Origin of the sequence: Pandoraea pnomenusa (genome assembly GCF_040391475.1) — a bacterium.
GTDB lineage: Bacteria > Pseudomonadota > Gammaproteobacteria > Burkholderiales > Burkholderiaceae > Pandoraea > Pandoraea pnomenusa_C.
On record NZ_JBEBXS010000018.1, the window covers coordinates 38,833 to 53,528 of the forward strand.

General features: G+C 61.6%; 13 protein-coding genes and 1 tRNA gene. 8 read left to right on the plus strand and 6 right to left on the minus strand.

The features are described from left to right. Positions 1-18: 18 nt before the first annotated feature. The 3 genes from ABWO90_RS18175 to ABWO90_RS18185 form a co-directional block, all read right to left on the minus strand. On the minus strand, positions 19-1,584 hold the full coding sequence (locus ABWO90_RS18175) for an ABC transporter substrate-binding protein (protein WP_353192635.1): 1,566 nt from the start codon (positions 1,582-1,584) through the stop codon (positions 19-21). Positions 1,585-1,617: 33 nt separating this feature from the next. Further along, positions 1,618-2,391: an SDR family NAD(P)-dependent oxidoreductase gene (locus tag ABWO90_RS18180; protein ID WP_353192636.1), complete on the minus strand. Its 774-nt coding sequence runs from the start codon at positions 2,389-2,391 to the stop codon at positions 1,618-1,620. 359 nt (positions 2,392-2,750) lie between these two features. Beyond that, the gene (locus ABWO90_RS18185; protein WP_353192637.1) at positions 2,751-4,352 is read right to left on the minus strand and encodes an FAD-dependent oxidoreductase; all 1,602 of its coding nucleotides are present in this window, start codon (positions 4,350-4,352) and stop codon (positions 2,751-2,753) included. A 71-nt stretch (positions 4,353-4,423) separates the two neighbouring features. Here ABWO90_RS18185 and ABWO90_RS18190 point away from each other — a divergent pair, with 71 nt between their 5' ends. After that, positions 4,424-4,645 (plus strand): acyl-CoA carboxylase biotin carboxyl carrier protein subunit, encoded by a 222-nt coding sequence (locus tag ABWO90_RS18190; protein ID WP_353192638.1) that lies wholly within the window; start codon positions 4,424-4,426, stop codon positions 4,643-4,645. Between the two features lie 61 nt (positions 4,646-4,706). Here the strand turns inward: ABWO90_RS18190 and ABWO90_RS18195 are convergent, their stop codons facing one another. Next, on the minus strand, positions 4,707-6,305 hold the full coding sequence (locus ABWO90_RS18195; protein WP_353192639.1) for an ABC transporter substrate-binding protein: 1,599 nt from the start codon (positions 6,303-6,305) through the stop codon (positions 4,707-4,709). Between the two features lie 257 nt (positions 6,306-6,562). On the opposite strand from ABWO90_RS18195, the gene ABWO90_RS18200 reads away from it, so the two are divergent. The 7 genes from ABWO90_RS18200 (at position 6,563) to ABWO90_RS18230 (ending at position 13,827) form a co-directional block, all read left to right on the plus strand. After that, positions 6,563-8,101 carry an acyl-CoA carboxylase subunit beta gene (locus ABWO90_RS18200; protein ID WP_353192640.1) on the plus strand — a complete coding sequence of 513 codons (1,539 nt, stop codon included), beginning with the start codon at positions 6,563-6,565 and terminating at the stop codon, positions 8,099-8,101. A 45-nt stretch (positions 8,102-8,146) separates the two neighbouring features. Further along, entirely contained in the window at positions 8,147-8,935 is a 789-nt protein-coding gene (locus ABWO90_RS18205; RefSeq protein WP_353192641.1) for an enoyl-CoA hydratase/isomerase family protein, read from the plus strand. A 139-nt stretch (positions 8,936-9,074) separates the two neighbouring features. Continuing rightward, complete coding sequence (locus ABWO90_RS18210; protein WP_353192642.1) at positions 9,075-9,992, plus strand: IclR family transcriptional regulator; 918 nt, start codon at positions 9,075-9,077, stop codon at positions 9,990-9,992. Between the two features lie 65 nt (positions 9,993-10,057). Next, positions 10,058-11,410 (plus strand): acetyl-CoA carboxylase biotin carboxylase subunit, encoded by a 1,353-nt coding sequence (locus ABWO90_RS18215; RefSeq protein WP_353192643.1) that lies wholly within the window; start codon positions 10,058-10,060, stop codon positions 11,408-11,410. 247 nt (positions 11,411-11,657) lie between these two features. Beyond that, positions 11,658-12,377 carry a hypothetical protein gene (locus tag ABWO90_RS18220; protein ID WP_353192644.1) on the plus strand — a complete coding sequence of 240 codons (720 nt, stop codon included), beginning with the start codon at positions 11,658-11,660 and terminating at the stop codon, positions 12,375-12,377. 30 nt (positions 12,378-12,407) lie between these two features. Then, on the plus strand, positions 12,408-12,824 hold the full coding sequence (locus ABWO90_RS18225; RefSeq protein ID WP_353192645.1) for a hypothetical protein: 417 nt from the start codon (positions 12,408-12,410) through the stop codon (positions 12,822-12,824). A gap of 217 nt (positions 12,825-13,041) precedes the next feature. Beyond that, positions 13,042-13,827, plus strand: a complete 786-nt coding sequence (locus ABWO90_RS18230) for a hypothetical protein (protein WP_353192646.1) — start codon at positions 13,042-13,044, stop codon at positions 13,825-13,827. 143 nt (positions 13,828-13,970) lie between these two features. Here the strand turns inward: ABWO90_RS18230 and ABWO90_RS18235 are convergent. Together ABWO90_RS18235 and ABWO90_RS18240 are read right to left on the minus strand one after the other, a co-directional pair. Continuing rightward, positions 13,971-14,046: transfer RNA gene (locus ABWO90_RS18235), tRNA-Thr, on the minus strand. A gap of 123 nt (positions 14,047-14,169) precedes the next feature. Next, complete coding sequence (locus ABWO90_RS18240) at positions 14,170-14,628, minus strand: ClpXP protease specificity-enhancing factor (RefSeq protein ID WP_353192647.1); 459 nt, start codon at positions 14,626-14,628, stop codon at positions 14,170-14,172. Positions 14,629-14,696 lie beyond the last annotated feature (68 nt).

Here is a 14,696-nt window from a genome sequence, read left to right on the forward strand (position 1 = left end):
GTTCGCTCGGGGGCCGGATCACTTCCAGCTGAGGCTGCGCAGGTTGTAGTACCCGCTGCCGTGCTGCGGCTCCCAGTTCAGCTTCACGTCCTGCGCAAAGGTGTAATAAAGCTCGGTAATCAGCACGGCGTGGCCGTCGTCATGCAGCAGCCGGCCGATCTTCTTGAAGATCTCGTCGCGTTGCTCGCGCGAGGTGGCGGCGTCGCCCTCTGCGACCAGCTTTTCGACTTCCGGGTTGTAGTAATCGGACCACGTACCGTCTTTCGTCGCCGCACCGCTGATCGGGTGCACCGGATCGTAGATGGCGTTGGAGAACTGCATCATCGTCATCGGACCGCCCTTGTGCGTGTTGTTCAGGCGACTCCATGCGGCGTAGTCGATGACCTTGACGTTGGTCTTCACGCCCACCGCCGACCAGTACGCCGCGATCACTTCGCACAGCTCCTTCGGGTTGTCCGTCGGACACAGCAGATCGGTCGTGAAGCCGTTCGGATAACCGCCCTGCGCCAGCAGCTTCTTGGCCTGCGCCGGATCGTACGGATAAGGCTTGATCGTGCGATCGACACCATAGGGATAGCTCGACGACACATACGACGACATTTGCGCACCCACGCCATGCAGTGCCTGATTGATGATCGCCTTGGTATCGAGCGCATAGTTCAGCGCCAGACGCACTTCTCGCTTCGAGAGCGGCGTGCCGGGCACGTTCGAGTACAACCGCACGGCCAGCGGGCTGCCCACGGGCACCGACTTCACGGTGAGACCGGCGTTCGACTTCAGGCGCGCCACGTCCACGCTCGGCACGTAGTCGATGACGTCGACTTCACCGTTGAGCAGCGCGTTGATACGGCTGCTCGCCTCGGGAATCACCTTGAAGACGAGACGCTTGATGCCCGGCTTCGGGCCCCAGTACCCATCGAATCGATCGAGCGTGACCGACTGCCCGATCTTCTGCTCGACGAACTTGTACGGGCCCGAACCCACCGGCGCCCGCGCGAACGCCTCGGGCGACGCCAGCGATTCGGTATAGGCCTTGGGCACCAGCAGGAGGTAGCCGGCGATCTTGTTGAGGAATGCGCCGTCCTGACGCTTCAGATGAAACACGACAGTCGTGTCGTTCGGCGCATCGACGTGATCGACCAGATTGGCGAAGTAAGGCCGCCGGGTGCTCTTTGTCTCCGGCGCGACGATCCGCTCCAGCGAGTACTTCACGTCCTTGGCCGTAAGCTTCGCGCCGTTGTGAAACTTGACGTCGTTGCGCAGCGTGAAGGTGTACTGCAGGCCGTCAGGGGCGATCTTCACGCCGGTGGCCACGCTCGGCTTGAGGTTGCCGTCGATGTCGAACGCGTAAAGCGTGTCGAACAGCTGCCAGCCGTAGCGCTGCGAGTCGCCCGTCGCGGCCACCTGGCCGTCGAGGTTGTTGATGTCCTTGCCCACGGCGAAGACAACGGTATCGCGATCGACCGCCGGTTTGCCACCGATGGCCATCGACGCCGTCGGCGACAGGAGCGCCGCGCACAATGCGATGCCCGATCCGAGCCACGCCATCTTGCGCGGCCACGCTTGCAATGCCCGTGTGTGCATTGAATTCTCCGAAGAAAGACGCCGGACGAAGACTTACCGCAGTGTCTCCGGGCCGCCTTTGACATAGATGATTTGCCCCGAAACGAACGACGCGTCTTCACTGCAGAGGAATGCCACGACATTGGCGATGTCCCGCGGCACACCGACGCGGCCGAGCGGAATGCTCTTGGCACGCTGCCGTTTGTATTCCTCGGGATCGATGCCGCGACGCTCTGCGGTCTGACGCGTCATTTCGGTGTCGACGAACCCCGGCGCCACCGCGTTGACGTTGATGTTGAAGGGGCCGAGTTCGATGGCGGCCGTGCGCGTGAAGGCTTGCAAACCCGCCTTGGCCGACGAGTAGTTCGCCTGCCCGCGATTGCCGAGTGCCGATGTGGAAGAGAGATTGACGATCTTGCCGCTGCGTTGCTCGACCATATGTCGTTGCGCGGCGCGCGTGCACAGGAAAGTGCCGCGCAAGTGGACGTTCATGACGCGATCCCAGTCGTCGACCGACATCTTGAACAGCAGGTTGTCACGGGTGACGCCTGCATTGTTCACGAGGACGTCGAGTCCGCCGAGTTGCGCGATCACCTGCGCAAACAGCGTCTCGACCTGCGCCTCGTCGGTCACGTCGCATCCGAAGCCTACGGCCTCGAATCCGCCGTCACGACGTAATGCGTCAGCGGCCGTTTGTGCAGCGTCTGCCGAGATATCGCAGATCGCCACACGCGCACCCTCCTGCGCGAACCGTTCGGCGGTCGCGTAGCCGATGCCACGCGCGCCTCCCGTCACTAGGACCACCTTTCCCTGGAAGCGATTGCTCATGCGCTTGCGTCTCCTGGTTGTGGCGCTGCCTGATCTATGCAGGCAGTCGTCGTAATGCAAACCAGTCTAGTCACGCGTTGCGATATGGTCAATATTTGAAACAAATAACTTTGCACAAATTTCATCAGGGATAACTCTCAGTTCATTCGACACACCATCGGTTATCTTTATAACGCAAGCGAAAGCCAGTCTTTATATGGATTACTACTTAGCTAATCACGACAATTCCACTTGCATCACCTGCTGAAACTGGCGCATCATTTATTCCACTATTTGAACGTTTACGCGACAGACCCCGAAACATCATGCAGAACGCGGCGCCACTCACCCGCTCCTTGTCGCCTGACGCGCCTCGCGCGTCAGGCAAGGCGTGCGCCCACGCTCTGCGCCACTTCACCGGTTTGCGCGGCGTTCCGCCCGGCAATACGGCCGCCGACGATGCACTCGGCAAGGTTGCCGCCCGCCATGTAGATGTGGCCGAATACGCTGCCAAGCTCCCCCGCAGCGAAGAGCCCCGGAATCGGCTCACCGAACGGATCGAGCACTCGCTGCGATGCATCATGCACGGGACCGCCCTGCGTATTGATGACAACCGGCCACAGCGACGCCGCGTAGTACGGCCCCTCGCGCAGCGGCGTCATCGTCTCCGGCCGACGTCCGAAGGCGTCGTCATGCCCGGCATCACACCCCGCATTCCACTCCGCTACCGTGCGCACCAGCCCTTGAGCATCGATGCCCAGCTTTTGCGCGAGCGCCTCGATCGTGTCGGCCTTTTGCAACAAACCGTTCTCGACTTCCTTCAGGTTGTCGGCACTCCATTCGTACCAGGCATCGCGATCGTTCGTGATCGAGCGGCCCATCGGGTACATGCGGCGCCCGGCCTCATCGAAGATCAGGAACGACGGCAGGCGATCGTGCCGATAGGCCGACGGATCGTAGTGATCGAACTGGCGCACTCCGGTGTCCGAGATGTACGGCGGATACTCGTTGACGTAGCGACGCCCGCGTTGATCGACGACGATCCACGCCATCTTCGGCAACGGCTTCGACGCGCGCTCGGGCGTCCACATCGGCAGAATCTTGGCGTAAATGCCAAACGGGTACGACGGATCGGGATGGCGAATCCCGTACGGCCCGTGGTGGTGCCACATATGCCAGAGGGCAGCGCCCGCTGCTTGCGCCATGCGAATGCCGTCACCCGTGTTGCCGCGAAAGCTCCCCGGCAGCACCGGGGTCGAGACGAAGAACTGACGCTTCATCTCCTCGTCGGCCTCAAAGCCGCCGCAAGCGAGAACCACCCCACTGCGCGCACGCACGTGAAGCGATTCGTCATGCCTGCGCAGCCGCACGCCGACCACTTCGCGCGTGGCGCCCTGCACCAGCCGCTCGACGCTCGTCGACAACCACACGTCGATCAGTCCCTTCGCGCGGCGCGCCTCGACGTTGTCCAGCAGCAACTTGAACAACAGACATCCCGGGCGGAAGGGCCTCGCCGCAAGATACCCCGCAGGATCCCCGAAGCCGGGAATCGATTCGATGTCCGCGTAGGCGAGCGAATCGCATCCCGGGAACGGGTAGTTGCCGGTTGCCGGCTCCACACGCACGACAGCGCCGTCGACTTCCGCGAGTTCGCGCAGATACGCCGGCACCTGCGTCATACCGACGGCAAGGGTCTCCAACACATCGTCGGGCGTGCGTCCGCCGCAGGTGCGCTGAAGGTAGCGAAACGCCGCCTGCGCATCGTCGGACACGCGCACACCGCCGGCCGACAGAATCGAAATGCCGCCCGGATCGGGCATTTTTTCGATCAACAACACACGCGCACCGGCGTCTGCACTTTCGATGGCCGCCACGGCACCCGCCGCGCCGTAGCCCACGACAATCACGTCATATTCCGCCTGCCACTGCGCCGCCACGCCGGGCGCGATCCGATGTTCCGAAGTCTCCAAGAAAGCAACCATGTGTCGACGACTCCTAGTTGTCCACTGCACATCAATTCTTAAACCCACACCATTACCCGGAGGAAACCGAGATGCCCACCCACACCGTCCAATCTGAAATCACCGGCACCGTCTGTCAGGTACTTGTCGCCGAAGGCGACACCGTGTCGGAAGATCAGGCCCTGCTGATGGTCGAGTCGATGAAGATGGAAATTCCGGTCATCGCACCGCGCGCCGGACGCGTTACGAAAGTGCACTTCAACGTGGGCGATCCGATCGGCGAAGGTGACGGCGCCGTAAGCATCGACACCTGATCGCCACCCACGGGACGTCGTCGCCGCACGCCACATCACGTGACGCGCGGCGACGATTCCCTTAGTGCCAGGCGACCTTGCGGAAGTTGAGGAAGCCCGAGCCTTGCTGCACCCCCCACGTCAGCGACTTCTTCTTCGCGAAGACGTTGAACAATTCCGTCACGAGCACCGCCGAAGCGTCGTCATGGAGGATCTTGCCGATCTTGCGGAACAGCGCACCGCGCGCCTCTGCGCCCGTCGTCGTATCGAGCTGCTTGAGTAGCGCCTCGACTTCGGGGTTGGAGTAATCGGACCAGGCACCGTCTTTCGAGAACGACCCTGCGACCGGATGGATCGGGTCGTAGATGGCGTTCGTGAATTGCGTGGTCGTCATCGGGCCGGTCTTGTGCGTGTTGTTCAGACGACTCCACGCCGCATAGTCGATGCGATTGATGTCGACCTTCACGCCGACCTGCCCCCAGTAGGCCGCCAGCGCTTCCGCGAACTCCTTCGGCGTTCCCACGGCGTCGTAGAGCTTGATCGAGAAACCGTTCGGATACCCCGCCTGCTTGAGCAGTGCGCGCGCCTTCACGGGATCGTACGGATACGGTGCGACGCTCGGATCGCCGCCATAGGGGAAGTATTTCGAGATGAACGTACCCATCGGCGCACCGACACCGTGGAACACGCCCTTGATGATGGCGTTGGCGTCGATGGCGTAGTTCAGCGCAAGGCGCACGTCACGCTTGGACAACGGCGAGTCCGGCACATTCGAGTACAGGCGCACGTGCATCGGCGACGACACCGGATTGGTGATGACGTCGAGCGCGGCGTCCTGACGCAGACGGGCCACCTCGGCGAGCGGGATCATCGCCGCGATGTCGACCTCGCCCGACACAATCGCGTTGACCCGGCTCGACGGCTCCGGGATGTATTTGAAGACGAGCGTCTTGATGGCAGGCTTGTCGCCATAAAAATCGTCGAAGCGCTCGAGCTCGAGATATTGGCCGACCTTGTTGGTTTTCACGCGATAAGGTCCCGTGCCGATCGGCGCGGCAGCGAACGCCTCCACATTCGGCAGCGACGACGTGTACTTCTGCGGCACGATGAACAGGAAGCCCGCGATCTTGTTGAGGAAGACGCCGTCGGGCTGCTTCAGGCGAACACGAACCGTGAGCGGGTCAGGCGTGTCGACACCATCGATGACCGGCGCGAAATAGGGGCGACGCGTACTCTTCGACACCGGATCGATCACGCGCTCGATCGAGTACTTCACATCCGCCGAAGTGAACGGATCGCCGTTGTGGAACTTGATGTTCGGCCGGAGCTTGAAGGTGTAGACGAGCCCATCGGACGACATGGTGTAGCTCGTGGCCATGCGCGGCACGATGTTGCCCTTGGCATCGAAGCCGTAGAGCGTATCGAAAATCGACATCGCATAGCGCTGCGAATCGCCGCTCGCCGTGACCAGCGCGTCGAGACTCTGAATCTCCTTGTCGAGCGCGATCACCAGCGTGTTGCGGTCCACCGCCGGCCCCGTCTTGTCAGCCGCCGCCGCGTCGGCGGACACACCCGCCGCCCCGAGCAAACCCAGCGCTCCAGCGGTCAGCGCGGTCATCGCCCCGAGCCGCAACCCCGACGTCACACGCGCCATCGCGCGCCATCCCGTGATTCGATTCATTTCGACCTCATTATGTATGTTCACATATTGGAATTACAAAAGCATCGAAAACCCCACCCGGATTTGTACCAATTCTTCTGGCACGTTGTTGAAATATCCGCTATAAAAGCTAGGAAACATGGTTCACGATGTCAATAAGCGATCATACCGACGCGACATCCTCGCTCACGCAGCGCACCATATAATCGTTATCTATTTCAATATATGGAAATCCGGAAAGCCGAACGCTCCGGATACATCGCACCGCCAGGAAACTCATGGACAAACGCAAGATCGACGAACTCCACGCACGCCGCGAAGCGATCCGTACCGCGACGTCGGCGACAGCTATCGAAAAGCTTCGCGACCAGGGGAAGCTCACGGCACGCGAGCGGATTGCGTTGTTGCTGGACGACGGAAGCTTCGTCGAGATGGGCATTCATGCGCACAGTGCGCACCCGTCGTTGCGTGAGCGAACCCCTGCCGACGGCATCGTGACCGGGCACGGCACCATCGACGGACGCATCGTCTACGTGGCCGCCGACGACGCGACCGTGCTGGGCGGCACGCGTGGGCGCGTTGGCGAGATCAAGATCGCGCGCGTGCGCGATGCTGCATTGCGCCATCGAAAACCGTTCATTGCGCTGATGGAAGCCGGCGCGGCGCGCGTGCAGGAGAGCTTCGGCGCGATGGCCGCGAATATGGGCGCACGTTTCGCCGATCATTTCCGGATGTCCGGTCAGATTCCGCAACTCGCCGCGATCCTCGGCCCGGCCTTTGGCGGCCCCTCGTTCACCGCCGCGCAATCCGACTTCACTGCCCTCGCGCGCGGCACCGGTGTGATGGGCATGTCGGGGCCGCTCGTGGTGAGGGTCGGCACGGGGGAAACGGTCACGACCGACGCGATTGGCGGTGCGGACGTCAGCGAGACCGTCACCGGGCAGGCGGACTATGTCGGCGATACCGAAGCGGACACGCTGCGCAGCCTGCGAACGTTTCTGTCTTTCCTTCCGAGTCATTGCGACGAACTGCCGCCGGTGGCGGAAGCGAAACCGGCTGCCGTCGACACGGAAGACGGTCGCGAGAAGCTGCGCGCCTTGATCCCCGATATTGGCCGTCAGGCATACGACATGAAGCGCGTGCTCAGCCTGCTCGTCGACGCGGGCGACCTGTTTCATTACCGGCCGCGCTTCGGGCCGAACCTGATTACCGCGTTCGGGCGGATCGATGGGCAGCCGGTCGGCTTCGTCGCCTCGAATCCGATGGCGCGCGGTGGCGTGATGGATGAGAAGACGGCGCAGAAGGCACGCAAGTTTGTCGATATCTGCGACGCGTTCCACGTGCCGCTTGTCTTCATCTGCGACGCGCCCGGCTTTCTCGTGGGGCCCGACATCGAGAAGCACCGGATGGTGTCGCTCGCTGCGCGCCTGCTCAATACCGTGTGTGCGGCGTCGGTGCCGAAGATCACGATCGTGGCGCGCAAGGCGATTGGGCTGGCCTATCTGGCGATGTGCGGCCGTGCCATGCGCCCCGACTATCTGGCCGCGTGGCCCGGCGCACACTTCGATGTGATGGGACCGGAAGCAGGTGTCGAACTCGTGTACGGACGCGAAATCGCTGCAGCGCCGGACCCCGCCGCACGCAAGGCCGAGATCATGGCCCGACTCGACGAACAATCGAGCGCGCTCGAGGCCGCGGCGCAAGGCTGGATCGACGATGTGATCGACCCTGCCGAGACCCGCAACGCCATCCGGCAAGCGTTGCGCGCGGCGGCAGACGCTCGCCGCCCGGGATTCAAACATCGCATCGACCCTTGAGCCATCGGCCCGGACGTCGTCCCCCCATCGAATGACCTCGACACCATGAGCATCGATTTCTCCGTGAACGAAGGCGTGGCCACCGTGCGCCTGAACCGTCCGGAGGCGCTCAATGCCATCGACTATCCGATGCGCACTCGCCTTCAGGAACTGTGGCGCCATATCGGCAGCACGCCGGAGATTCGCGCCGTGGTCGTCACCGGCACCGGGGAACGCGCGTTCAGCAGCGGCGCGGACCTACGGCGAACGCCGCCGCCAGCTACATCGTTCGCCGCCCAGATGTTTGGCGGGGCAGGCGCCGAGCCCGAAGTGGGATCGCTGACGGTCGGCCTCGATTTCGACACGCCCGTGATCTGCGCTTTCAATGGACTCGCCTACGGTGGCGGTCTGGAGATCGGTCTGGCGTGCGACATTCGCATCGCCGCCGACACAGCGCGCTTCGGGTTGCCTGAGGTCACGGTTGGATCGATGCCGGGTTCTGGCGGCACGCAGCGGCTGCCTCGCCTGATCGGCAGCGCCAACGCCATGTGGATGTTGTTGACCGGCGATTCGATCGACGCTCAAACTGCACTACGCATCGGGTTGGTGAGTCATGTGGTGCCGCCGGAGGCGCTTGCCGAGACTGCCAACGGCATGGCCCGACGGATTGCCGATGCAGCACCGCTGGCGGTACGCGCCATCAAACGCGCAGCGCGCGATGGCCTGGAAATGTCGTTGCAGGCAGGTCTCGCACACGAGCGTCAGATGTGGGGACTGCTGCGCGACACGGAAGATCGCAAGGAGGGTCGGGAGGCATTCGTACAGAAGCGCCCACCCGTGTATCGGGGACGTTGAAGTGGTGAGGTAAAGCCGGATTCGCGTGGGTCTGATCTTATGACGCGGCGATGCCTGCGGCATACTTCGCACTCCCATCATTGATAAGCCGAAGCGCCTGCGCAGCACAGGCGCCATACGGCACTACGGACCGTTTTCCATGAACCTGCCTCCACGATCCGCCAGTGGCTTCGACGACGGCCTTGTCGACGCCCCGCCATCGCCACCGGGCAGTGCATCGAATGGCGACGCGACGCATGCGTCTGCTCCGCGCCGCGCGAACGAGGGGACGCAGAGCATACAGCGCGCCATCGCCGTGCTGCGCCTCATTGCCATGCGCGGCCCACAGGGGTTGCGGCTGCATGAAATTGCCGAGGGCCTGGCGCTGGAGCGCATTACGGCGCATCGGATCGTCAAGGGACTGGCGTTCAGCAACATGCTGCAACTCGACGCGCAGACGCGACGCTACACGCTCGGCCACATGGCGTATCTGCTCGGCCTGAGTGCATCGCCAGCGTTCGACCTGAAGGAGCGATGCCAGCCGACGTTGCGGCGACTGGCCGACGCCACCGGAGATTCGGTCTTCCTGATGGTACGAAGCGGCTTCGAGGCCGTGTGTTTCGACCACGTGCAGGGCAGCTACCCCATTCGCACGCACAGCCTGAAGATCGGCGCTCGCCGGGCGCTCGGTGCGGGCGCCGGAGCGATGGCGCTGCTTGCCGCACTGCCGGACCATGACGTCGAAACGGCCATCGCGGCGAACGCCATGCACTTGCCGCGCTATCGCGACATCTCGCCCGAGCGGTTGCGCGAGCTTGTCGCGAAGACACGACAGGACGGTTACGCCACCAATTTGCAGACGGTGATTGCGGACGTGAGCGCCATCGGCATGACGCTGCCGCGCCGCGATGGCCCGGCATTCGTTTCGATCAGTATCGCGTCGATCACTTCGCGCATGACGGGTGCGCATCTCGACGAAGCGCGGCACGCGCTCAGGCACGAGACCGACGCGCTGGGTCTATTGCTCGACGACGCGCGCGTGAAGTGGGGCGGCATGACCGACGACGCTTCCCGCTAGCGGGTGACGGTATCGACACAGTTTCGGGAGCGTTCCCGACCATGACAACGCAGGAGGTAGGAGACATGTTTACGAAGGTCCTCGTCGCGAATCGCGGCGCTGTTGCGGCGCGCATCATTCGCGCGCTGCGTCAGATGAACATCCGTTCCGTCGCCGTGTGTTCCGAGGCCGACGCGACGCTGCCGTATCTCGCGCAAGCCGACGAGGTTTATGCCATTGGCCCGGCGCCTGCAATGTCGAGCTACCTCGATCAGGATCGCCTGTTGGATGTGCTGGCGCGCTCAAAGGCGGACGCCGTGCATCCGGGTTACGGGTTTCTCTCGGAGAATGCCGCCTTCGCACGGCGTGTGATCGAGGCGGGTGCGGCATTCATCGGACCGTCGCCGCGTTGGATCGAGGCCATGGGACACAAGACACGCGCCAGGGAGTTGATGGCGCGTCACGGCATGCCGATGTCGCCGAGTTCGGGGCTGCTCGACGACCACACGGAATCGATCAGCGCCGCCGCGCGGGCTATCGGCTATCCGGTGCTCATCAAACCGGCTGCAGGCGGTGGTGGTATCGGCATGGTGCCGGCACGCGACGAAGTCTCGCTGCTCGCCGCGATTGCGCAGGCGCGTTCAGTGTCGCAGAAGAGCTTCGGCAATGGCGACCTCTATCTGGAAAAGCTGATCGAGCGGCCGCGTCATATCGAGTTTCAGATTCTGGCGGACAAGGCGGGGAACGCCTGCCATCTGTTCGAGCGGGACTGCTCGGTTCAGCGTCGGCATCAGAAGGTGATCGAGGAATCGCCGGCACCGCTGTTGCCGCGTCGCGACATGGAGAAGACCGCAGAGCGGATCGCCGGGCTGCTGCAGGACATGGGCTACGACGTCATCGGCACGGCGGAGACGCTTTTCGGCGCCGACGGGACGTGCAATTTCCTGGAAATGAATACGCGATTGCAGGTCGAGCACGCGGTGACGGAAGCGATTACCGGCGTAGATCTGGTGACGTCGCAGATTCGGCTTGCGGCGGGGGAAGGACTGGCGTCGGTGATTCCCGATGCGCCGCGTGTGAATGGGCACGCCATTGAAGTGCGCGTGTATGCGGAGGACCCGGTGCGATTCTTTCCGTCACCGGGGAAGCTGGAGACCTTCGAGCTGCCACAAGGAGAAGGGATTCGCGTGGAGACCGGGTACATGCAGGGAAATACCGTCACGCCGTATTACGATCCAATGCTCGCGAAGATTATCGTTCACGCGGTGGATCGTGCGGCGGCGATCCGGCAGATGAAAGAGGCGCTGCTTGCAACGCAGGTGCGCGGCGTGAAGACGAACATCCCGTTCGCGGTTCAGGTACTCGATGATGAGCTGTTTCAGCTCGGACACATTCATACCGGCTTGGGGACGGATATTCTGGCGGCGGCGCGGCATTGAGGGGATGCGGCACGGCGTGATGCCGTGTTGTTCGGGCGTTCAGGCGTTCAGGCGGTAGAAATGACGATAGGCCACGTGATTCTCACGTGGCCTATTTTTTGCGTCAGCTATGCCATTGCGCGCTGGCACCTTCGCTGTACTAATACTTCCGTAGATATTTTGTATCCCGAATCGTTAAAGATAACGCCATCGCCTGCCGATATTTAAGTACGCCGCCATTCAGATCAATGGGCACCCTCGCCATTCTATGGGTATGAATCTCGGCTTTCGGCGTACCAATTTCGCGAAAGCCGACAACTACATCACGCCACGCGACATGAATAAATCGATCAGACGCATTGTCACGTTGTCAGCATCAGCGAGCATCCTTAGCGCATGTTCGGCACTTGAACCGACTCGCCATATCCTCACGCAGAACCCCACCTATGATCCGGCCACATCGGCGCGGCTGCGAGTGCAAGGCTCCAATGCCGGGGGGCAAGTAGCATTGCGTTTCGGGCAAGCTTGCTACCCGCCCGCGTACGAAGACGACGGAAAGACGGTTCTCGGGCAGGGCCGCGGCTTTTTTACCCAGTACAAGTATTCGTCGACGAGCGTGCTGATCGGCATGCCGGAGAGCCCCCGAAAGTGGATGCGCGCCGATGGGCTCAAGTTCAAGGAATACATCATGGAGTACGTCGTCCCTGCGGATGCGCCCACCATCGTGTTGCTCAGCGGCAATCGTGCCATCAATTACGGCGGATCGAGGCAAGCCCAGACGTGCACGCCGCCCCCCACTCAGTTCACGCCGCAACCCGGTAAGGACTACGAGGCATTCGAAGAGGGCGGCGGCGGGAGATGCTGGATCGAAATCCGTGAGATCGATGCACGCGGCCACGACATTCCCGTTGCAGCAAGTCGCGCACCCTATTGCACCCCGAGCAAGGTGGTGGAGGCAGTCAAGACGGGGCCGGATGCCGAACACTGATCCCCATCCCTCATCTATCGGAGATTTTCAATGCATAAACATTTGCTGACGCTTCTGTGCTGTGTCGCCGTCCCCGCAATGGCCTCGGTCAAGTGCGAGACGCAGAACCTCAACGGTCATAGCACCAATATCTGCGTGAATTCGGGTAAGTTCTCACACGATTACTACACGCTCGTCGTGGACAAGAGCGTTTTGTTCACCCTTCCCGACGATTATGTTGAAGACATCGTACTGACCCATCGTGTTCCGGAAGACGCCGCCATTGAATTCCCGGCTTCGGCCAGCCTTGCTGCCGGGACGGTCGTTCGCATCACCGGCGGCTGCGTGCCTGTCAGCGAAAAGAAGCCCCTCGGCGGGAAAATGATCGGCATAGAAGTGGCTCGGGTCTGCTCGTTCAAATGGGGTGATGTCGATGTGCTGAAGGACGCGCGACTGAGTTTTGAATGATTGGCTGGGGGATCCCAGACAGAAAAACCCCGGGAAACTGTCGTTTTCTCGGGGTTTTCGAAGCTCGTCAAACGTCTGCGAAGCTACAGGGGTAACTCCACCACGACCGGATGATTGCAGCGCTTTTGTGATTATCCGCCTCCGTCCGGTACTTGGTCAGGCTCGGCGCTTCCGAAGCGTCGAACGGATATCCGATATGTTTAGAAGAGGGGAAAGTGTGCGCCGTCTCAAGCTTTTGTTTATGTTTGCCTGCGTGTATTTCGGTTCGACCAGCACCGTCTTCGCAGCTCAGTTGGACGGCTACTTTGAAGCGAGTCGACAGTTCGATGCATGGATAGAGAAAACCGGCGCCATGCCGCGTCTTTCAGACGAACGGGCGGCCACGTTCCTTGCCACGCTTTCTGACAGTCAGCGCTTTCTGGACGGAAATACATTCGACGAAGCACAGCTTCCCGCGCTGCTGGATCTGTGCGACAAGGCGAACCGCAAAGGCATTGTTTACCTAATGTTCGATCTGGACAAAGAGTTCGACGAGAGCATGCCCCTTGAAGCTGCCCAGCAGGTCATCATCAAACGGATGCTGCAGAACGCCCACACTTACCAGAACGAATTGGCAGAACTGCAGCCGTTTGCGACGCGGTGCATGGGAAGGTTGGTATCGTCAATTTCGCCGCTTTTCGACCGCATGAAGCCGGAGGAAATCACATCCGTGCGCCGCGCGGGACTCGATAAGATGCGCAAGGGGATGGATTCTGCCGTTCTTGGAACGTTGGTCTCTGCAAGCGACCTTTCGCTGAAAGATCGCTACCGGACGAACACGCTCATGGCAGTTGCGGAAACCGCGCCCCAGTTTGTTTCCGCCATGAATCCAGACGAGCGAGAGAAACTCTTGTCGGCGGCAAAAGAGGCAATCAGTACAGCACCGGAAAATCTGAAAGGCTACATTGAGAAAATCGCAGACGCGCTCGCGGAGCCAAGCTGCGAAGGGTTGTGCCGGTACTGATCGAGGTGTCTGCTTTCCGACTTCAGTGACCGATGAGGGTCGGAAACTGCCCCCAATTATCGAACGGGACACACGATGTTCCGCGATGCGGGGTTGGAAACGCAAAAGGGTTACGTGAAGATCACGTAACCCCTTGCTGTATTTGGTGCCGGCTGCAGGACTCGAACCCGCCACCTGATGATTACAAATCAACTGCTCTACCAGATGAGCTAAGCCGGCGAAGTCGTGTATTGTAACCGATTCACTGGTCACTGCGACTACCTGTCGGTGCAATTTCCTTCGCCATCCGGAACGCCTGGGAAAGCACTTGCTACCGCCCTCCCAAACGTCCCTCTTCGCGAATTACTTCACCACCTTCAGGTGTGCACGTCCGGCGTTGCCGCCAGCCGCGCCGTTACCGCCGGGACGCGTCGGGTCCGGATCGTCGTCAATCGGCTCCTGCGACGACGGCACCGCTTCCAGCTCGGTACCCTCGTCCGCAGACGCCTGCTTGTCGACCGGGAAAGCCATCCCCTGTCCGTTCTCGCGAGCGTAAATCGCCAGCACGTTCGGCACCTGCACTTCAACCTTCTGTGAGATGCCGCCGAAGCGGGCGCTGAATTCAATCCAGTCGTTGCCCATCTGCAATCCGCTCGTGGCGTCGAAGCTGATGTTCAGCACGATCTCGCCATCTTTCACAAACTCTCGCGGCACTCGCGTCTTGGCATCGACATGCACGGCCAAATACGGCGTGTACCCGTTGTCGGTACACCACTCGTACAGCGCGCGCAGAAGATAAGGCTTGGTAGACGTTTCTGGCATATAACCAACTCGTCCCGCCGCGAAACCCGCCCGTCATCTTCCACAGGCCAGCCTCGGCAGCGGGCAAA